Source organism: Pseudomonas sp. PL-6 (assembly GCF_054110165.1).
In genome coordinates this window covers 4,644,916-4,664,140 of sequence record NZ_CM134189.1, presented here as the reverse complement: position 1 = coordinate 4,664,140, position 19,225 = coordinate 4,644,916, and the positions used below count along the sequence as shown (strand labels likewise).

Annotated in this window: 18 protein-coding genes and 1 pseudogene; 15 read left to right on the top strand and 4 right to left on the bottom strand. The window is 66.5% G+C overall.

The genetic code is table 11. From position 1 onward, the window contains the following. Positions 1-59: 59 nt before the first annotated feature. The 3 genes from ACW9UL_RS20455 to ACW9UL_RS20445 are packed head-to-tail and all read left to right on the top strand — an operon-like array spanning position 60 to position 2,516. On the top strand, positions 60-1,085 hold the full coding sequence (locus ACW9UL_RS20455) for an aminoglycoside phosphotransferase family protein (protein WP_457788092.1): 1,026 nt from the start codon (positions 60-62) through the stop codon (positions 1,083-1,085). After that, on the top strand, positions 1,082-1,753 hold the full coding sequence (murU, locus tag ACW9UL_RS20450; RefSeq protein WP_457788091.1) for an N-acetylmuramate alpha-1-phosphate uridylyltransferase MurU: 672 nt from the start codon (positions 1,082-1,084) through the stop codon (positions 1,751-1,753). The genes ACW9UL_RS20455 and murU overlap by 4 nt, the downstream gene beginning before the upstream one ends. 1 nt (position 1,754) lies before the next feature. Next, a complete protein-coding gene (locus ACW9UL_RS20445) occupies positions 1,755-2,516 on the top strand; it encodes a DnaJ domain-containing protein (RefSeq protein ID WP_457788090.1) in 762 nt (253 codons plus the stop codon). Here ACW9UL_RS20445 and ACW9UL_RS20440 read toward each other — a convergent pair. After that, positions 2,513-3,502, bottom strand: a complete 990-nt coding sequence (locus ACW9UL_RS20440) for an alpha/beta hydrolase family protein (protein WP_457788089.1) — start codon at positions 3,500-3,502, stop codon at positions 2,513-2,515. The genes ACW9UL_RS20445 and ACW9UL_RS20440 overlap by 4 nt on opposite strands. A 259-nt stretch (positions 3,503-3,761) precedes the next feature. On the opposite strand from ACW9UL_RS20440, the gene ACW9UL_RS20435 reads away from it, so the two are divergent. The 10 genes and pseudogenes from ACW9UL_RS20435 (at position 3,762) to trpC (ending at position 15,048) form a co-directional block, all read left to right on the top strand. Then, positions 3,762-5,132, top strand: coding sequence for a sigma-54 interaction domain-containing protein (locus tag ACW9UL_RS20435; protein WP_457788088.1), 1,371 nt, complete (start codon positions 3,762-3,764; stop codon positions 5,130-5,132). Between the two features lie 177 nt (positions 5,133-5,309). Next, positions 5,310-6,458: an iron-containing alcohol dehydrogenase gene (locus ACW9UL_RS20430; protein WP_457788087.1), complete on the top strand. Its 1,149-nt coding sequence runs from the start codon at positions 5,310-5,312 to the stop codon at positions 6,456-6,458. Positions 6,459-6,536: 78 nt separating this feature from the next. Beyond that, entirely contained in the window at positions 6,537-7,916 is a 1,380-nt protein-coding gene (locus tag ACW9UL_RS20425) for a hypothetical protein (RefSeq protein WP_457788086.1), read from the top strand. Between the two features lie 55 nt (positions 7,917-7,971). Further along, positions 7,972-9,429, top strand: a complete 1,458-nt coding sequence (gene gabD / locus ACW9UL_RS20420) for an NADP-dependent succinate-semialdehyde dehydrogenase (protein WP_457788085.1) — start codon at positions 7,972-7,974, stop codon at positions 9,427-9,429. A gap of 94 nt (positions 9,430-9,523) precedes the next feature. After that, a complete protein-coding gene (gene rpe, locus ACW9UL_RS20415) occupies positions 9,524-10,198 on the top strand; it encodes a ribulose-phosphate 3-epimerase (protein ID WP_021445645.1) in 675 nt (224 codons plus the stop codon). Beyond that, positions 10,195-11,015: pseudogene (locus tag ACW9UL_RS20410) on the top strand (phosphoglycolate phosphatase). Before rpe ends, ACW9UL_RS20410 begins: the two are co-directional and overlap by 4 nt. Before the next feature lie 66 nt (positions 11,016-11,081). Continuing rightward, on the top strand, positions 11,082-12,560 hold the full coding sequence (gene trpE / locus ACW9UL_RS20405; RefSeq protein ID WP_457788084.1) for an anthranilate synthase component I: 1,479 nt from the start codon (positions 11,082-11,084) through the stop codon (positions 12,558-12,560). Positions 12,561-12,572: 12 nt separating this feature from the next. Beyond that, complete coding sequence (locus ACW9UL_RS20400; protein ID WP_457788083.1) at positions 12,573-13,169, top strand: aminodeoxychorismate/anthranilate synthase component II; 597 nt, start codon at positions 12,573-12,575, stop codon at positions 13,167-13,169. Next, entirely contained in the window at positions 13,166-14,212 is a 1,047-nt protein-coding gene (gene trpD, locus ACW9UL_RS20395; RefSeq protein WP_457788082.1) for an anthranilate phosphoribosyltransferase, read from the top strand. Before ACW9UL_RS20400 ends, trpD begins: the two co-directional genes overlap by 4 nt. Beyond that, the gene (gene trpC, locus ACW9UL_RS20390) at positions 14,209-15,048 is read left to right on the top strand and encodes an indole-3-glycerol phosphate synthase TrpC (RefSeq protein WP_457788081.1); all 840 of its coding nucleotides are present in this window, start codon (positions 14,209-14,211) and stop codon (positions 15,046-15,048) included. Before trpD ends, trpC begins: the two co-directional genes overlap by 4 nt. Positions 15,049-15,105: 57 nt before the next feature. On the opposite strand, the gene crp is transcribed toward trpC, so the two are convergent. Further along, positions 15,106-15,750, bottom strand: coding sequence for a cAMP-activated global transcriptional regulator CRP (gene crp, locus ACW9UL_RS20385; protein WP_021443133.1), 645 nt, complete (start codon positions 15,748-15,750; stop codon positions 15,106-15,108). 235 nt (positions 15,751-15,985) lie between these two features. Between crp and ACW9UL_RS20380 the strand changes: the two genes are divergently transcribed. Beyond that, entirely contained in the window at positions 15,986-16,408 is a 423-nt protein-coding gene (locus ACW9UL_RS20380) for an OsmC family protein (protein WP_021443134.1), read from the top strand. 48 nt (positions 16,409-16,456) lie between these two features. On the opposite strand, the gene coq7 is transcribed toward ACW9UL_RS20380, so the two are convergent. Then, positions 16,457-17,104 (bottom strand): 2-polyprenyl-3-methyl-6-methoxy-1,4-benzoquinone monooxygenase, encoded by a 648-nt coding sequence (coq7, locus tag ACW9UL_RS20375; protein ID WP_457788080.1) that lies wholly within the window; start codon positions 17,102-17,104, stop codon positions 16,457-16,459. Between the two features lie 85 nt (positions 17,105-17,189). Beyond that, positions 17,190-17,528 (bottom strand): histidine triad nucleotide-binding protein, encoded by a 339-nt coding sequence (locus ACW9UL_RS20370; RefSeq protein WP_021443136.1) that lies wholly within the window; start codon positions 17,526-17,528, stop codon positions 17,190-17,192. Between the two features lie 90 nt (positions 17,529-17,618). Between ACW9UL_RS20370 and ACW9UL_RS20365 the strand changes: the two genes are divergently transcribed. Next, complete coding sequence (locus ACW9UL_RS20365; protein WP_122110130.1) at positions 17,619-19,100, top strand: AAA family ATPase; 1,482 nt, start codon at positions 17,619-17,621, stop codon at positions 19,098-19,100. The last annotated feature ends 125 nt before the right edge of the window (positions 19,101-19,225 follow it).

The window sequence follows — 19,225 nt, the reverse complement described above, 5'->3', positions numbered from 1 at the left end:
AAGATGCTGGATAATAAAGCATGACCCGCGCAACGGCTAGCGCCGTCGGAGACCCCCTGATGCCTGAACACGATGTACGTCTGCAACAGCTGCACACCTGGCTCGCTCAGCAATTACCCGCCCTGTTCGCCGCTCGCGGCTGGGGCCAGGTGCCGCCTGCGCAGCTGACCCCAGCCAGCAGCGACGCCAGCTTTCGCCGCTATTTTCGCTGGCAGGCGGGCGAGCGCAGCCTGATCCTGATGGACGCGCCGCCGCCGCAGGAGAACTGCGCGCCCTTCGTGCGCATCGCCGCGCTGTTGGCCGGCGCTGGCGTGCATGTGCCCGAAGTGCTGGCCGCCGATCTGGAGCAGGGCTTTCTGATCCTGGACGATCTCGGCCACCAGACCTATCTGGAGGTGATCGACGAGCACAACGCCGACACCCTGTTCGACGACGCTGTCGAAGCCTTGCTGCTGCAGCAGCGCCTGCCGCTGGACGGCGATCTGCCGCATTACGACGAGGCGCTGCTGCGTCGCGAGCTGCAGCTGTTTCCCGAGTGGTACGTGCAGCGCCATCTGGGCTACGAGTTCGACGCGAAGCAGCAGGCGGCCTGGCAGCGCATCTGCGCCCTGCTGATCGACAGCGCCCTGGCCCAGCCCAAGGTGCTGGTGCACCGCGACTTCATGCCGCGCAACCTGATGCAGAGCGCGCCCAATCCCGGCGTGCTGGATTTTCAGGACGCCGTCTACGGCCCGGTCACCTACGACATCACCTGCCTGTTCAAGGACGCCTTCCTCAGCTGGCCCGAGGCGCGTGTACGGGGCTGGCTGCAGGGCTACTGGGAGCGGGCGCAGGCGACCGGCATCCCGGTGCAACCCGCGCTCGACGAGTTTCTGCGCGCCAGCGACCTGATGGGCGTGCAGCGCCATCTCAAGGTAATCGGCATCTTCGCGCGCATCTGCCACCGCGATGGCAAGCCCAAGTACCTCGGCGACGTGCCGCGCTTCTTCGCCTATATCGAGGCGGTGCTGGCCCGCCGGCCGGAGCTGGCCGAACTGGGCGCGCTGCTCGCCAGCCTGGCGCAGGCCGAGGTCGCTCGCGCATGAAGGCCATGATTCTCGCCGCGGGCAAGGGCGAGCGCCTGCGCCCGCTGACCCTGCATACGCCCAAGCCGCTGGTGCGCGTCGCCGGCGTGCCGTTGATCGAGTACCACCTGCGCGCCCTGGCCGCCGCCGGCTTCGCCGAGCTGGTGATCAACCATGCCTGGCTCGGCCGGCAGATCGAGGAGCATCTCGGCGACGGCGCGCGCTTCGGCCTGCGCATCGCCTATTCCGCCGAGGGTGAGCCGTTGGAAACCGGTGGTGGCATCTTCCAGGCGCTGCCCTTGCTGGGCGATGAGCCCTTCGTGCTGGTCAACGGCGATATCTTCACCGACTACCCCTTCGCCGAGTTGCGCTGTCCGCTGCAGGGGCTGGCCCATCTGGTGCTGGTGGACAACCCGCCGCACCACGCCCAGGGCGACTTTCGCCTCGCCGACGGCCGGGTGGGTGAGCTCGACGGTGCGGGTACGGGCCTGACCTACAGCGGTCTGGCCGTGCTGTCGCCGGCACTGTTCGCCGACTGCCAGCCGGGCGCCTTCAAGCTGGCGCCGCTGCTGCGCCGGGCCATGGCCGCGGGACTGGTGAGCGGCGAGCGCTACGCCGGACGCTGGGTGGATGTCGGCACCCACGAGCGCCTGGCCGAAGTCGAGCGCCTGCTGGCGCAGGGGCGCTGAGGTGCTCTGGCCGGTGACCCTGCTCGGCGCCGTGGCCGGTCTGGCGGTGGCCAGCATTCCCGGCGCCCTGCTCGGCGGCCTGCTCGGTCAGGTGCTCGACCGCCGCCTGCGTCTGCACGACTGGGCCAACCTGCGCGAGCGCCTCGGCGGGCGCCCGGCGCCGGCCGACGAGGAGCTGCTGTTTCTGATGCTCGGGCGCCTGGCCAAGAGCGACGGCCGCGTGCTGCCGAGCCATATCCAGCAGGCGCGCTCGGAGATGCAGCGCCTGGGCCTGGACGAGTTCGCCCAGCGCCGCGCCATCGAGGCCTTCTCCCGCGGCAAGACCGCTCGCGACAACCTGCGCGCCCCGCTGCAGCGCCAGGCCGAGCGCGGCGAGGCCCTGTTGCGCGCCTGCTGGCGCATGGCCTGGGTCGACAGTCGGGTCGGTGCGGCGGAGCACGAGCTGATGCTGCTGTGGGGCAAATGGCTGGGCTGGAACGGCGCCCGCCTGGAGGCCCTGGGCGAGGAGTACGCGCCGCGCCGCAGTCAGCCGCCGGTGGCCACCGGCGGCAGCTACAAGGAGGCGTTGCGGCTGCTGGGGGTGGCGGCGGACAGCGAGCCCGAGCAGGTCAAGCGCGCCTATCGCCGTCTGCTCAGTCGACACCATCCGGACAAGCTGGCTGGTGCCGGGGCGTCGCCTGCGCGCCTGCGCGAAGCCACCGAAACCACCCGCCAGCTGCACCAGGCCTATGCGCTGATTCGCGAGCGGCGTGGCTGGCGTTAGCCGCCGCTCATCGCGCTCGGCGCCGCGGCGCGGATATTCAGGCTCAGCCAGCCGCGCAGGCGGCGATACAGTTGTTCCTGCTCGACGCCGCGATTGCCCGGCAGGGCCTTCATCGCCACCTGCACGTAGGTCGGGTGCTTGACCCTCTTGCTGGCCTGCAGGCGCCTGAGCGCGGCCTGGCGGTCGCCGGCCTGGTCCTTGTAATAGAAGTCGCCGGTGGCCAGTTCGAGTTGCGGCACCAGCTCGTCCAGCGGCGGGGAAAAGCCGGCCGGTACGGCGGCGGCCACCAGCAGCAGGTTGTGGATATCTTCCGGCTGGCGTTCGGCCAGGTACTGGGCGGCCCAGTAGGCGCCGCTGCCGTGGCCGAGCAGGACGATGCGGCTGGCCTGCTGCTGGCGGGCGAAGGCGATGCCGGCGTCGATGCGCGCCATCACCCGCTGCGCATGGGCGCTGCGGCGGGCGGCGTCGTTCGCCGCCGGATCGGGCGCGGCGCTGGGCGCCGTCTCGGCTTCGCCCGAGGCCTCGTCGTCGGCCGCAGCCTCTGCGGCTGCGCTGGTCGGCGGCTCAGGCAGGCGCAGCGGCGGCGCGTCGTGGTCCGGATCGGGCAGGGTCAGGCTCAGGCTGTGCCAGCCGCCCTCGGGCAGCTTGCGCCGCAACGGGCCGACGGCGGTGGCGCCGTCGGCGTTTTCCGCATCGCCGGGCAAGAGGATCACCGCGCCACTGGGTTCGCCGACATTGGCCGGCAGCCAGAGGGCGAGGAAGCGCTCGTCGCCGGCCTGCAGCCACTGCTGTTCGCGCTGCTCCAGACGCTGTTCCAGCGCCTGGGCCGCGCTGACGCTGCGCTCGGGCAGTGGAGGGCGAACCTCCTCTGCCGGCAGAGAGTTCTCGGCTGGGGCAGGTGTTTCTGCTGTGGCGGGGGGCTCTGCCCATGACTGCAGGGATGCGAGCAGGCAAAGACCGGGCAGCAGGCGTGGCGTGCGAAGCATCTGGAACTCTCCGGAACGGTGCTGATTTGTAGCTGAGCCTAATCTGCACTCCGACGCTTGTCAGGCCACTCCGGCTTATCCGGGCAAATACTCGAGCGGGGTGTGGAATCCGCACGCATTGCCGCGGCACGCCAAACAACGTCCTGCCTCGTCTTGCCGTTAGGGCTATGCGAACGCAGAGGCGCGCGGCGAGGCCTTGCCGGGCAATGGGGCGGGAAGCGTTAAGATGGGGCGGCGTCCCACCCTGCTGAGGTACACGATGGAACTAGAAGCTCCCGCCTTCTGCGAGCTGATCAACGCGCTGCATGACGGCGTCTACATCACCGACGCTGCCGGCATAACCCTGATGGTCAACAGCGCCTATGAGCGCCTGACCGGGCTGCGTGGTGAGGATCTGGTCGGCCAGCACATGCAGGCGCTGGTGGAGCAGGGCGTGATCTCGCAGTCGGTGTCCTTGCGCGTGCTCAAGGAAGGCAAGGCACTGTCGCTGATGCAGAGCGTCAGCCAGGGCAAACGCCTGCTGGTCAGCGGCACGCCGATCTTCGCTGCCGATGGTCGGGTGCGCTACGTGGTCAGCACCGTGCGCGACATGACCGAGCTGCTGCGCATGAAGCACGAGCGCGACGAGCTGCAGCAACTGAAGCAGCTGCGCAACAGCACGGCCAAGCTGCATGCCGGGCAGCGTGACGACCTGCTCGATGCCTCCCCGGTTGCCGACAAGCCCGCTTCGGGGCGAGTCTTCATGCAGGCGCGGCAGGTCGCGGCCAGCGACGTCAAGGTGCTGCTGCAGGGTGAGACCGGTGTCGGCAAGACACTGGTCGCCCAATACATCCACAAGAGCAGCCCGCGCGCGGCGCAGCCGTTTCTGGCGCTGAACTGCGGTGCGCTGCCGGAGAACCTGATCGAGGCCGAGTTGTTTGGCTATGTGCCGGGCGCGTTCACCGGCGCCGGCAGCAAGGGCAAGCGCGGTCTGCTGGAACTGGCGCACCAGGGCACGGTTTTTCTCGATGAGATCGGCGATCTGCCGCTGCCGCTGCAGGTCAAGCTGCTCAAGGTGATCGAGGAGAGCCGCTTCATTCCGGTCGGTGGCCTGGAGTTGAAGGAGGTGGACGTGCGCATCATCACCGCCACCCACCACGACCTGCGCACGATGGTCGCCGAGGGCCGTTTTCGCGCCGACCTCTACTACCGGCTCAACGTGGTGCCGATCCACATCCCGGCCTTGCGCGAGCGCCCCGAGGAAATTCAACCGCTGCTGGACTTTTATCTGAGCGAATTCAACCAGCGTTATGGCCGCGCACTGCGCTGGGAGCTCGAGGCGCTCGATGCACTGACCGACTACGCCTGGCCCGGCAACATCCGCGAGCTGATCAATCTGGTCGAGCGCCTGGTGGTCACCGCCAGCGGCGAATGCATAGAGCTGTTCGATCTGCCGGAGGAGATGCGTACCGCCCGCAGCGACGCCAGCGAAGACGACCTGTTGCCATTGCGCAAGCAGGTGGAGAACCTCGAGCGGCGCCTCATCCGCCGTGCGCTGATGCAGCACAAGACCACCCGCGAAGCGGCCAAGGTGCTCGGTCTGAGCCAGGCGACGCTGGTGCAGAAGATGAAGCGCTGGGAACAGGGTTGATTGGAAAATGGATCGAAATAGGCTCTTCTGATTGGTTTTCTGATCAAGCGCAGCCCGCAGCGCGCTGTGACAAATCGACGCAAGCCCTCTGTCACGCCACTTTCAGTGAGCTGGCACAGGAATGGCTATGGCAAGCCCCGAACCCGTTCAGCACAACAACGCATAAAGGGCCTGCTGATGAATACTGCCGCATTCAAGATCGCCAACAAGCTGCTGACCGGCCAGGGTGCCGTGGAGCAACTGGCGGTCGAACTGCCTCGACTGAATATCACCAACCCGCTGATCGTTACCGACGCCATCCTGATCAAGTCCGGTACGGTCGAGCATGTCCTCAAGCAACTCGGCGAGCGCCGCTATGGCATCTACGATGGTGTCGAGCCGGAGCCGGAGATCGCCATCGTCGAAGCCTGCGCCAAGGTCTATCGCGACGGCGGTCACGATGGTCTGATCGGCGTCGGTGGCGGCAGCGCCATCGATATCGCCAAGGCGGTGGCCGGTTACGTGGGGCATGACGGTGCGTTGGAAGAGCTGTTCGGCGTCGATCAGATCAAGCGCAAGGGGCCGCCGCTGATTGCCATCCCGACCACCGCCGGCACCGGTTCGGAAGTGACCAACGTGTCGATCCTCTCCGACAAGCAGGCGCAACTGAAGAAGGGCATCGTCAGCGATTACCTGTTGCCCGACGTCGCCCTGGTCAGCCCGCTGATGACCCTGACCTGTCCGCGCGGCGTGACCGCTGCCAGTGGTGTCGATGCACTGGTACACGCGGTGGAGTCCTATCTGTCGGTCAACGCCTCGCCGATCACCGACGCCCTGGCCATTGGCGCCATCAAGCTGATCGCCAAGGCGCTGCCCAAGGCCTATGCCAACCCGGCGGATCTGGTCGCTCGCGAAGACATGGCCACCGCCAGCCTGATGGCTGGCATGGCCTTCGGTAATGCCGGTGTCGGCGCCGTGCATGCGCTGGCCTACCCGCTGGGCGGGCGCTTCAACATCGCTCATGGCGTCAGCAATGCCTTGCTGCTGCCCTACGTGATGGCCTGGAACAAGCTGGCCTGTGTCGAGCGCATGGCCGAGATCGCTGCTGCTCTCGGTGTGCAAACGCATGGCCTGAGCGACAAGGCCGCCGCCGACCTGGCCGTCCAGGCCATGGCCGAGCTGTGCGCCAGCGTCGACATTCCCAAGGGCATGCGTAGCTTCGGCGTGCCGGAAGACGCCATCCCGGCCATGGCCGAGGAAGCCAGCAAGATCGACCGCCTGATGCGCAACAATCCGCGGCGCCTGACGGCAGGCGACATCGAGCAGATCTACCGCGCTGCCTACTGATCCACGCAACAACCGATGAACAGCCCCGGCAATGTCGGGACTCGCTGCTTACAACTCTAATAAAGTTGGGTGACTCAAATGTCCGAACTGCATCAGCAAGACCTTGGTGTGGAAGCCCCCTACTGGCCGGTGGGGCCATTCAAGGTGCGTCTGCCTTTCATTCATTACCGCTTCGAAGTCTCCGACTACATGCAGGGCCTGCTCATGTGTGCGGTGGATCTGGCGGCGATTCCACTGATGACCGAATTCCTCGGCATGCCTTTCGAGGTGGCGCTGGCGGTGGTCATGCTCAATGGCCTGCTGTATCTGGCCCACCACCTGCTGGGCGACCCCGTGGTTCCGGGCTGGATCACCCCGGCGATTCCTCTGTTGATGGCCTACTGCAGCCAGTTTCCGGAGGGCCCGGAGCGGGTACATGCGCTGATTGCCTTCCAGTTGATGCTGGGCGCGTTCTCTATAGGCCTGGGCATGACGGGCATGGCGCGCAAGGTGGTGTCCCTGGTGCCCTCGGCGCTCAAGGCCGGCATCATCATGGGCGCCGGCCTCAGCGCGGTGGTGACGGTATTCAAGGAAGGCGGTCGTTTCGACAGCTTCCCCTGGACCATTTCCATCGCCATCGGCATCGCCTTCTATCTAGTCTTCTCCATCCATTTTCAGGATCTGAAGAAGCGCAACCGCTTCTGGTGGAACTTCGCCAAGCTGGGCATCTTCCCGATCATCCTGCTGGCGGTGATCGTCGCGCCGATTTTCGGCGAGGCACCCTGGCCCAGCATCGAGTGGGGCATCAGCCAGCCGGACTTCGTCACCCTGTGGAACGAGTACACCGTATTCGGCCTCGGCATGCCGCCACTGATGATGTTCGTCACCGCCATTCCCACCGTGTTCGCCGCCTATCTGGTGGTGTTCGGCGACGTGCTCGGCGCCAAGGCGATCCTCGGCGAGGCCGACCATGTGCGGCGTGACGAGAAGGTCGATTTCAACCCCAACCGCTCGCATCTGATCTTTGGTGGGCGCAATGCCTTCATGAGCATCTTCGGGCCGGACGTGGCCATGTGTGGCCCGCAATGGTCCGCCATGCAGGTGGTGATCACCGAACGCTTCAAGGGCGGCGCCAAGGCGATGAAGTCCATCTACGGCGGGGTTGGCTCGTTCCGCTGGGGCACCAACACCGGTCTGCTGCTGTTGCCGGTGGTGACGCTGGTGCAGCCGATTCTCGGCGTTGCGCTGGCGCTGACCCTGTTGATTCAGGGCTACGTCAGTGTGCGCCTGGGCATCATGGAAGCACGCAGTCAGCGTGACCTGGGCATCGCCGGGGTGATCGGTGCGGTGCTGGCGATCAAGGGCGCCGGCTGGGCTTTCGCCATCGGCGTCGGTCTGTGCGCGCTGATCTATGGGGCACGGATGTTCCGCGGCGAGAACGACCAGACCTTTACCAAGGACTTGCCGCCCGCCGAGTGAGGCCTTTGCAATCCCTAATTCAGCCGAGGGGTGATCTCGGCAGCAGGAGAAAATCATGCAACTGAACGATCCCGATCTGCTGCGCCATCAGGCCTATATCGACGGCCAGTGGTGCGACGCCAGCAATGGCGATGTGACTGAAATCTTCAACCCCGCCAACGGCAAGTCGCTGGGCTGCGTACCGAACATCGGTGGCGCGCAGACCCGTCAGGCCATCGAGGCGGCGCAGGCTGCCCAATCCGCCTGGCGTGCGCTGACGGCCAAGGAGCGCGCGGTGCGGCTGCGCACATGGTACGAGCTGATGTTGGCCAATCAGGAAGATCTGGCGCGGATCATGACGGCCGAGCAGGGCAAGCCCCTGACCGAGGCCCGTGGCGAAGTGCTTTACGCCGCATCCTTCATCGAGTGGTTCGCCGAGGAAGCCAAGCGTGTCTACGGCGACACCATTCCCGGTCATCAGCCGGACAAGCGCTTGATCGTGACCAAGGAACCCATTGGCGTGACCGCGGCGATCACGCCCTGGAACTTCCCGGCGGCGATGATCACCCGCAAGGCCGGTCCGGCCCTGGCTGCTGGCTGCGCCATGGTGCTCAAGCCGGCGCCGCAGACACCGTTCAGCGCCCTGGCGCTGGCGGTGCTGGCCGAGCGTGCGGGCATCCCGGCCGGGCTGTTCAGCGTGCTGCCGGCCGATGCCGAGCGTTCCCGCGAGGTGGGCTCTGAGCTGTGCGCCAACCCCATCGTGCGCAAGCTGTCGTTCACCGGCTCTACCGGCGTCGGCATCAAATTGATGGAGCAATGTGCGCCGACCCTGAAGAAGCTCTCGCTGGAGCTGGGCGGTAATGCGCCGTTCATCGTCTTCGAGGATGCCGATCTCGACGCCGCGGTCGAAGGCGCGCTGGTGGCCAAGTACCGCAATGCCGGGCAGACCTGCGTCTGCGCCAATCGCCTGTATGTGCACGAGGCCGTCTACGACGCCTTTGCCGAAAAACTGGCCGCTGCCGTGGCCAAACTGCGGGTTGGTCCGGGTGATGAAGCAGGCGTCGTCATTGGCCCGTTGATCGACGGCAATGCCGTGGCCAAGGTGCAGGCTCATCTGGCCGATGCGCTGGAGAAGGGCGCCACGGTGCTGCAGGGCGGCAAGGCACATGCGTTGGGCGGGCATTTCTTCGAGCCCACGGTCATCGCCGGTGTCACCGCGGATATGCGCGTGGCCCGCGAAGAGACCTTCGGCCCGCTGGCGCCACTGTTCCGTTTCAGTGACGAGGCCGAAGTGGTGCGTCAGGCCAACGACACCGAGTTCGGTCTGGCTGGCTACTTCTATACCCGCGACCTGGGCCGCACCTTCCGTGTAGCCGAAGCGCTGGAGTACGGGATGGTCGGTATCAACACCGGGCTGATCTCCAACGAAGTGGCGCCATTCGGCGGTATGAAGGCTTCGGGGCTCGGCCGCGAAGGCTCCAAGTACGGGCTGGATGAGTATCTGGAGATCAAGTATCTCTGTCTGGGTGTCTGAGTCACTTTGGCGCGCCACCGTCTGGTGGCGCTGCCAGCGGCCGTTTCAACCGTTACAATGCGCGCCACCGTGATTCAGCACTCAGAGGTGCGCCATGCAACCCTTCGCCATCGCCCCGTCGATCCTCTCCGCCGACTTCGCCCGCCTGGGCGAGGAAGTCGACAACGTGCTCGCCGCCGGGGCGGACATCGTTCACTTCGACGTGATGGACAACCACTACGTGCCCAACCTGACCATCGGCCCGATGGTCTGCGCGGCGCTGCGCAAGTACGGCATCACCGCGCCGATCGACGCGCACCTGATGGTCAAGCCGGTGGATCGCATCATCGGCGACTTCATCGAGGCCGGCGCCAGTTACATCACCTTCCACCCGGAAGCGTCCGAGCACATCGACCGTTCGCTGCAGCTGATCAAGGCAGGCGGCGCCAAGGCCGGCCTGGTGTTCAACCCGGCCACCCCGTTGGACGTGCTCAAGTACGTGATGGACAAGGTCGACATGATCCTCTTGATGAGCGTCAACCCCGGCTTCGGCGGGCAGAAGTTCATCCCCGCCACCCTGGATAAACTCAAAGAGGCGCGCGCGCTGATCGACGCCAGCGGCCGCGAGATCCGCCTGGAGATCGACGGCGGGGTCAACGTGCAGAACATCCGCGAGATCGCGGCGGCGGGCGCCGACACCTTCGTCGCCGGCTCGGCGATCTTCAACCAGCCGGACTACAAGGCCGTGATCGACGCCATGCGCGCCGAACTGGCCCAGGTGCGCGGATGAAACCGCTGCGCGCGCTGTGCCGCGGCGAGCTGCCGCGTCTGGTGATGTTCGACCTGGACGGCACCCTGGTGGATTCGGTGCCGGACCTGGCCGCGGCGGTCGACCGCATGCTGGTCGAACTGGGCCGCGAGCCGGTCGGCGTCGATCGCGTACGCGACTGGGTCGGCAACGGCGCGCGGGTGCTGGTGCGCCGTGCCCTGGCCGGCGGCCTGGAGCATGCGGCGGTGAGCGAGGCCGAAGCGGACGCCGCGCTGGCGCGCTTTCTCGATATCTACGCCGACTGCCACCAGCTGACCGCGCTCTATCCGGGCGTGCACGAGCTGCTCGAGGCGCTGAGCACGGCGGCGGTGGAGCTGGCGGTGGTGACCAACAAGCCGGAGCGCTTCGTTGCGCCGCTGCTGGAGCAGGTCGGCCTGGGCGGCTACTTTCGCTGGATAGTCGGCGGCGACACCCTGCCGCAGCAGAAGCCGGACCCGGCCGCGCTGTTGCAGGTGATGCGTCTGGCCGGCGTCAACGCGGCGCAGGCGCTGTTCGTCGGCGACTCGCGCAATGACGTACTGGCGGCGCGCGCCGCCGGCGTGCCCTGCGTGGCGGTGAGCTACGGTTACAACCACGGTCGGCCGATTGCCGAGGAACAGCCGAGTCTGGTGGTCGATAGCCTGGCCGCACTGCTCTGACGGTTGCTTAGGCCGAGCGGCTGCGCTACCGTGGCCGCTCTCCTTATTCCCCCGCCTGTCGAGATCGCACCGTGGTGGTCAGCTGCAAACTCTGGATGAAAGTGATCAAGGCCCTGGCCCGTTGGCGCTGGCGCGCCTGATTTCGTCCGGTCGCCGCGCGCGACCCGTTTGTACCCGACCGTTTTCCCCGAGCCATGAGGCTGATCATGACCCATGAAGAATTCCTGCGTTTAGCCGCCGAAGGCTACAACCGCATCCCCCTGGCCTGCGAAACCCTGGTGGATTTCGACACGCCGCTGTCGATCTACCTGAAACTGGCCGATGCGCCCAACTCCTACCTGCTGGAATCCGTGCAGGGCGGCGAGAAGTGGGGGCGTTACTCGATCATCGGTCTGCCGGCGCGCACCGTGTTGCGCGTGCACGGCCACGACATCCTGGTCAGCACCGATGGCGTCGAGGTCGAGCGTCAGCAGAGCGTCGATCCGCTGGCCTTCGTCGAGCAGTTCAAGGCGCGCTACAAGGTGCCGACCATTGCCGGTCTGCCGCGTTTCAACGGCGGCCTGGTCGGCTACTTCGGCTACGACAGCGTGCGCTACGTCGAGCAGAAGCTGGCCAGCTGCCCCAACCCCGATCCGCTGGGCACGCCGGATATCCTGCTGATGGTCTCCGATGCCGTGGTGGTGTTCGACAACCTGGCCGGCAAGATGCACGCCATCGTTCTTGCCGATCCGGCCGAGCCGGATGCTTTCGAACAGGGCCAGGCGCGCCTGCGCGAGATCCTGCGCCAGCTGCGCCAGCCGATCACCCCGCGTCTGGGCGTCGATCTCGGCGCACCGCCCGGCGCCGAGCCGGCGTTTCGTTCCAGTTACAGCCGTGACGACTACGAGGCGGCGGTCAGCGCGATCAAGGAATACATCCTCGCCGGCGACTGCATGCAGGTGGTGATCTCCCAGCGCATGTCGATCCCGTTCAAGGCCGCGCCCATCGACCTGTACCGCGCGCTGCGCTGCATCAACCCGACGCCCTACATGTACTTCTTCAACTTCGGCGACTTCCACGTGGTCGGCTCCTCGCCGGAGGTGCTGGTGCGGGTCGAGGACGGCCTGGTCACCGTGCGCCCGATCGCCGGCACCCGCCCGCGCGGCGCCAATGAAGAAGCCGACCTGGCGCTGGAAGAGGACCTGCTGTCCGACGCCAAGGAGATCGCCGAGCACCTGATGCTGATCGACCTGGGCCGCAACGACACCGGCCGCGTGTCGCAGATCGGCTCGGTCAAGCTCACCGAGAAGATGGTCATCGAGCGCTATTCCAACGTCATGCACATCGTCTCCAACGTCACCGGCCAGCTCAAACCCGAGCTGTCGGCGATGGATGCGCTGCGCGCCATCCTGCCGGCCGGCACTCTGTCCGGGGCGCCGAAGATCCGCGCCATGCAGATCATCGACGAGCTCGAGCCGGTCAAGCGCGGCGTCTACGGCGGCGCGGTCGGCTACTACGCGTGGAACGGCAATATGGACACCGCCATCGCCATTCGCACCGCGGTGATCAAGGACGGCGAGCTGCACGTGCAGGCCGGTGCCGGCATCGTCGCCGACTCGGTGCCCGCCCTGGAGTGGGAAGAAACCCTGAACAAGCGCCGCGCCATGTTCCGCGCCGTCGCCCTTGCCGAACAGACCGCCGAATAAGGGGAGCGTGACATGCTGCTGATGATCGATAACTACGACTCCTTCACCTACAACGTGGTGCAGTACCTCGGCGAGCTGGGTGCCGAGGTGCATGTGATCCGCAACGACGAGCTGACCATCGCCGAGATCGAGGCGTTGCAGCCCGAGCACATCGTGGTCTCGCCCGGTCCCTGTACGCCGACCGAGGCGGGTGTGTCCATCGAGGCCATCCTGCATTTCGCCGGCAAGCTGCCGATTCTCGGCGTCTGCCTCGGCCACCAGAGCATCGGCCAGGCCTACGGCGGCGACGTGGTGCGCGCGCGCCAGGTGATGCACGGCAAGACCAGCCCGGTGTTCCACGAAGACAAGGGCGTGTTCGCCGGCCTCAACAAGCCGCTCACCGTGACCCGCTATCATTCCTTGGTGGTCAAGCGCGAAACCCTGCCGGACTGCCTGGAAATCACCGCCTGGACCCAGCATGACGACGGCTCGGTCGACGAGATCATGGGCCTGCGCCACAAGACCCTGAACATCGAGGGCGTGCAGTTCCACCCCGAGTCCATCCTCACCGAGCAGGGCCACGAACTGTTCGCCAACTTCCTCAAGCAGACCGGAGGCGTGCGCGCATGAATATCAAGGAAGCCTTGGGCCGCATCGTCGCCCAGCTCGACCTGAGCACCGAGGAAATGCAGGACGTGATGCGCGAGATCATGACCGGGCAGTGCACCGACGCGCAGATCGGCGCCTTCCTCATGGGCATGCGCATGAAGAGCGAGACCATCGACGAGATCGTCGGCGCCGCCAGCGTCATGCGTGAGCTGGCCGCGCCGGTGGTGATCGACGCCGAACGCCTGGTCGACACCTGCGGCACCGGCGGCGACGGCATGAACATCTTCAACGTCTCCACCGCCGCGGCCTTCGTCGTCGCCGCGGCCGGCGGCAAGGTGGCCAAGCACGGCAACCGCGCGGTCTCCGGCAAGAGCGGCAGTGCCGATCTGCTGGAAGCCGCCGGCGTCTACCTGGGGCTCAAGCCCGAGCAGGTGGCGCGCTGTGTCGAAGGCGTGGGCGTCGGTTTCATGTTCGCCCCGTCCCATCACGGGGCGATGAAGCACGCCATCGGCCCGCGTCGCGAGCTGGGCCTGCGCACCCTGTTCAATATGCTCGGCCCGATGACCAACCCGGCCGGTGCCAGGCATCAGGTCATCGGCGTGTTCAGCCAGGCGCTGTGCCGGCCGATGGCCGAGGTGCTGCAGCGTCTGGGCAGCCAGCACGTGCTGGTGGTGCACGCGCAGGACGGCCTGGACGAGATCAGCCTGGCCGCGCCGACCTTCGTCGCCGAGCTCAAGGACGGCGTGGTCAGCGAGTACCGCATCCAGCCCGAGGACTTCGGCATCAAGAGCCAGAGCCTGATCGGCCTGACCGTGGAGAACGCCGAGCAGTCGCTGGAGCTGATCCGCGATGCGCTGGGCCGGCGCAAGACCGACAACGGCCAGAAGGCCGCCGACATGATAGTGCTCAACGCCGGTGCCGCGCTCTACGCCGCCGACCACGCCAGCAGCCTGCGCGAAGGCATGCAGCTGGCCCACGACGCCCTGCACACCGGGCTGGCGCGGGAGAAGCTGGAGGAGCTGGTGTCCTTTACCGCAGTATTCAAACAGGAGAACGAAGGGTGAGCGTGCCAACCGTACTGGAGAAGATCGTCGCCCGTAAGTTCGAGGAAGTGGCGGCGCGTCGCGCCCAGGTCAGTTTCGCCGAGATCGAGCGCGCCGCGCGTAGCGCCGATGCGCCGCGTGGCTTCGCTCGCGCGCTGATCGAGCAGGCCGCGCGCAAGCAGCCGGCGGTGATCGCCGAGATCAAGAAGGCCTCGCCGAGCAAGGGCGTGTTGCGCGCCGACTTCGTGCCGGCCGATATCGCCCGCAGCTACGAGGCCGGCGGCGCCACCTGCCTGTCGGTGCTCACCGATATCGATTTCTTCCAGGGCGCCGATGCGTACCTGCAGCAGGCCCGCGCGGCCTGTGCGCTGCCGGTGATCCGCAAGGACTTTATGGTCGATCCCTACCAGATCGTCGAGGCCCGCGCCCTCGGCGCCGACTGCGTGCTGCTGATCGTCGCCTGCCTGGACGACGGACGCATGGCCGAGCTGGCCGCGGTGGCCAAGGACGTCGGCCTCGACGTGCTGGTCGAGGTGCATGACGGCGACGAGCTGGAACGCGCGCTGAAGACCCTGGACACGCCGCTGGTGGGCATCAACAACCGCAACCTGCATAGCTTCGAGGTGTCCCTGGAAACCACCCTGGACCTGCTGCCGCGCATTCCGCGCGAGCGCCTGGTGGTGACCGAGAGCGGTATTCTCAACCGCGCCGACGTCGAGCTGATGGAGATCAACGAGGTCTACGCCTTCCTGGTCGGTGAGGCCTTTATGCGCGCCGAGAGCCCGGGCGGCGAACTGCAGCGCCTGTTCTTTCCCGAGCGCGGGCGGCCGGCGGTGATCGGCAAGGATCCCGATTGACACCCGCGCGTATAAAAAAGCCGGCATCCCTGCCGGCTTTTTTATACGCGCTGTTTATCAGCGGGTGCCGAAGACCACCATGGTCTTGCCCTTGACGTGAACCAGGCCCTGTTCCTCCAGGGCCTTGAGCACGCGGCCGACCATCTCCCGCGAGCAGCCGACGATGCGGCCGATCTCCTGGCGGGTGATCTTGATCTGCATGCCGTCCGGGTGGGTCATGGCGTCCGGCTGCTTGCACAGGTCGAGCAAGGTGCGGGCGACGCGGCCGGTGACGTCGAGAAAGGCCAGGTCGCCGACCTTGCGCGTGGTGTTGCGCAGGCGTTCGGCCATCTGGCTGCCGAGGGCGTAGAGGATGTCCGGATCCTGCTGGGTCAGTTCGCGGAACTTGGCGTAGCTCAGCTCCGCCACTTCACATTCGGTCTTGGCGCGTACCCAGGCGCTGCGTTCCTTCTCCGCGCCGTCCTTCTCGAACAGGCCCATCTCGCCGAAGAAGTCGCCGGCGTTGAGGTAGGCGATGATCATTTCGCGGCCATCGTCGTCTTCGATCAGGATGGTGACCGAGCCCTTGACGATGAAGAACAGGGTTTCGCAGCGGTCGCCCGCATAGATGATGGTGCTTTTCGCCGTGTAACGGCGGCGGTGACAGTGTGCGAGGAGCTTGTCGAGGTTCTTGATTTTAGGTGTAAGGGTAATAGCGACCATGCCCGAGTCCCGAATATAAAAAAGATAAGCCTTTGTCCAACAGGCAATTTCTTATTGGTTATCCGTACCAGTGTGCCAGCAATCCGGCGCCAGCTTAACAGACATACTATGACCAGGGCGTATTTTGCGACCTGGCTAACACAACGCCGGGGAACTTTAGCGCGCTGGCCGCCCATCGGTTCGCTCGGCGCCTGTGCTAACCTGCGAACCTTTGCAACCGAGGGAGTCTGGATCGATGAAAGCGCGTGTGCAGTGGGCCGGCGAAGCCCTGTTTCTCGGCGAGTCCGGCAGCGGCCATGCCGTGGTGATGGACGGTCCGCCGGACGCCGGTGGCCGCAACCTGGGCATTCGCCCGATGGAGATGCTGCTGGTCGGCCTCGGCGGTTGCAGCAACTTCGACGTGGTCAGCATCCTGCGCAAGTCGCGCCAGCCGGTGGAGAGCTGCGAGGTGTTCCTCGACGCCGAGCGCGCCGGCGAGGAGCCCAAGGTGTTCACCAAGATCCACCTGCACTTCGTGGTCAAGGGCCGCGGGCTGAAAGAGGCCCAGGTCAAGCGCGCGGTGGAGCTGTCGGCGGAGAAGTACTGCTCGGCCTCGATCATGCTCGGCCGTGCCGGGGTGGCTATCAGCCATGACTACGAAATCATCGAGCTGGGCTGAATCGCTTCGCTGCAAACGACAAGGGCGCCAATCGGCGCCCTTGTTCGTTCAGATGCGATAGGTGCTCTTGGTCATCACCTTGGACAGCAGGGTCATGCCCAGCTTGACCGGTGCGGGAAAACGCAGGCCGCCGGCGTCCAGGGCGCTGTCGGCGTGCTGCTGCTCGTCGATGCGCATCTGCTGGAGAATCGCCCGCGACTTGGCGTCGCGCTCGGGAATCTGCTCCAGATGCTCGTCCAGGTGCTTGCACACCTGATCCTCGGTGGCGGCGACGAAGCCCAGGCTGACCTTGTCGCTGACCAGCCCGGCCACCGCGCCGACGCCGAACGACAGGCCGTAGAACAGCGGGTTGAGCAGGCTCGGCTGGCTGCCGAGCTCGCGGATGCGCTGCTCGCACCAGGCCAGGTGATCGATCTCCTCATCGGCGGCCTGCTCCATGGCGCTGCGCACCTGCGGCAGCTTGGCGGTCAGCGCCTGGCCCTGGTACAGCGCCTGGGCGCAGACCTCGCCGGTATGGTTGATGCGCATCAGCCCGGCGATATGGCGGGATTCCTCGCTGGACAGCTCGGCCTCGTTCTCCACGATGGCCGGCGAAGGACGGCTCGAGGCGCCGCTGAACGGCAGCAGGGTGCGCAGGGCGGCATCGGCCTGCAGCAGCAGGCGGTCGACTGGGGAGTACTGGCGTTCGCTGGCCATGGGGCACCTCCGGGGAACACGAAGGCGCCAGTTTACTGCAAAGCGCGGCGGCGAGTGCGCCTCGCCGCCGCGACCGACTGGCACATCAGCCCGGCGGCCAGTGGAGCTGGCGCTGGCCGAGCACGTGCATATGGATGTGGCCGACGGTTTGTCCGCCCAGCTCGTTGCAGTTCATCACCAGGCGAAAGCCCTCGGCGCAGCCCTGCTCGCTGGCCAGCTGCTGGGCGGTGTACAGCAGGTGGCCGGCCAGCGCCTTGTCGGTTTCGGTGAGGTCGGTGAGGGTGGCGATGTGGCGCTTGGGGATCACCAGAAAATGCACCGGCGCCTGCGGGCCGATATCGTGGAAGGCGACGAGCTGATCGTCCTCGTAGAGCTTGCGCGCCGGAATCTCACCGGCGACGATCTTGCAGAACAGGCAGTCCATGGGCAGGCTCCCGAGCCATTGCTGGAAGCCCTGAGTTTAATCGCGTGCGCCAAGGCCGGCCAATCGGCGGCGCGCCCACAAGGAGCGGCGGTGAAGAACGATATCCACGATCTCGGCCTGGTGCTGGATTCCAAGGTCAAGCTGGTCGTCATCGAGTCCTGGGACGAGCTGCGCGTGCTGGAAACCCTGACCAGCCTGGCGGTCAAACGCGGCCTCGGCCTACACACCTGGTCGGTGACCGAGGGCCTGCAGCGCCTGGGTTTCGGCGGCGCGCCGCTGGGCGAGGAGGCGAGCCTGGAGCCGGAGGCGGCGTTGAAGCTGATCAAGGCCGATCAGCAGCCGAACCTCTACGTGATGTGCGACCTGCATCCGTATCTGCAAGACAATCCCCGCCTGGTGCGCCTGCTCAAGGAGATCGCCATGAGCGAGGCGGCGCACAAGCCGACCCTGGTGCTGGTGTCCCACGCGCTCAGGCTGCCGGCCGAGGTGCAGCGCCATGCCGCGCGCTTCAGCCTGGCATTACCGTCGGAAGATGAGCTGCTGAGCATCGTCCGCGACGAGGCCACGCGCTGGAGCGAGCGCAACCGCGGCGCCCGGGTGCGCACCGACAATCGCACCCTGCAGCAGGTGGTGAAGAACCTGCGCGGCCTCAGCCACGCCGAGGCGCGGGCGCTGGCGCGCAACGTGATCTGCGACGACGGCGCGATCACCCAGGAAGACATCCCCGAACTGAACAAGACCAAGTTCCAGCTCCTGGATCTGGAGGGTGTGCTCAGTTTCGAGTACGACACCGCGCGCTTCGCCGACGTCGGCGGCCTGCTCAACCTCAAGCGCTGGCTGGCCGAGCGCCAGGTCGGCTTTCTCGAGGGTAAGGGCGTCGATGCGCCCAAGGGGGTGTTGCTGGTCGGCGTGCAGGGTGGCGGCAAGAGCCTGGCGGCCAAGGCGGTGGCCGGACTCTGGGGCCTGCCGCTGTTGCGCCTGGATTTCGCCTGCCTGTACAACAAGTTCTTCGGCGAGACCGAGCGCAACCTGCGCGAGGCGCTGCGCCTGGCCGAACAGATGGCGCCCTGCGTGCTGTGGATGGACGAGGTGGAGAAGGGCCTGGCCAGCGGCGACCACGACGGCGGCGTCAGCCAGCGCGTGCTCGGCACCCTGCTGACCTGGATGGCCGAGCGCAAGGCGCCGGTGTTCGTCGTCGCCACCGCCAATGCCATCGACCGCCTGCCGCCGGAGCTGGTGCGCAAGGGCCGCTTCGACGAGCTGTTCTTCGTCGATCTGCCCGCTGCCGAGGTGCGCGCGGAGATCTTCCGCATCCACCTGCAGCGCCGCGAGCTGGAGCCTGGCGCCTTCGACCTGGCGCAGCTGGCCGCGGCCAGCGCGGGCTTTTCCGGGGCGGAGATCGAGCAGGCGGTGGTCAGCGCCCTGTATGCCGCTCAGGCGCAGCAGCAGGCGGTGGATCAGGCGCTGCTGCTGCGCGCGCTGCAAGGCACGGCGCCGCTGTCGGTGGTGATGGCCGAGCAGCTCGCGGCGTTGCGCGGCTGGGCTGATGGGCGCACGGTCAACGCCGGCTGAGAACCTGCTCACGATCTGCTGCGCGTCGGCTAAACGGCGTTGAAAACAGCCTCGGAATGCTCATTTACTTTCGTAAACTCCGCTTCCTCGGCCGCTTTCGCCGCTGTTTATCTCTAGCTCGCGAG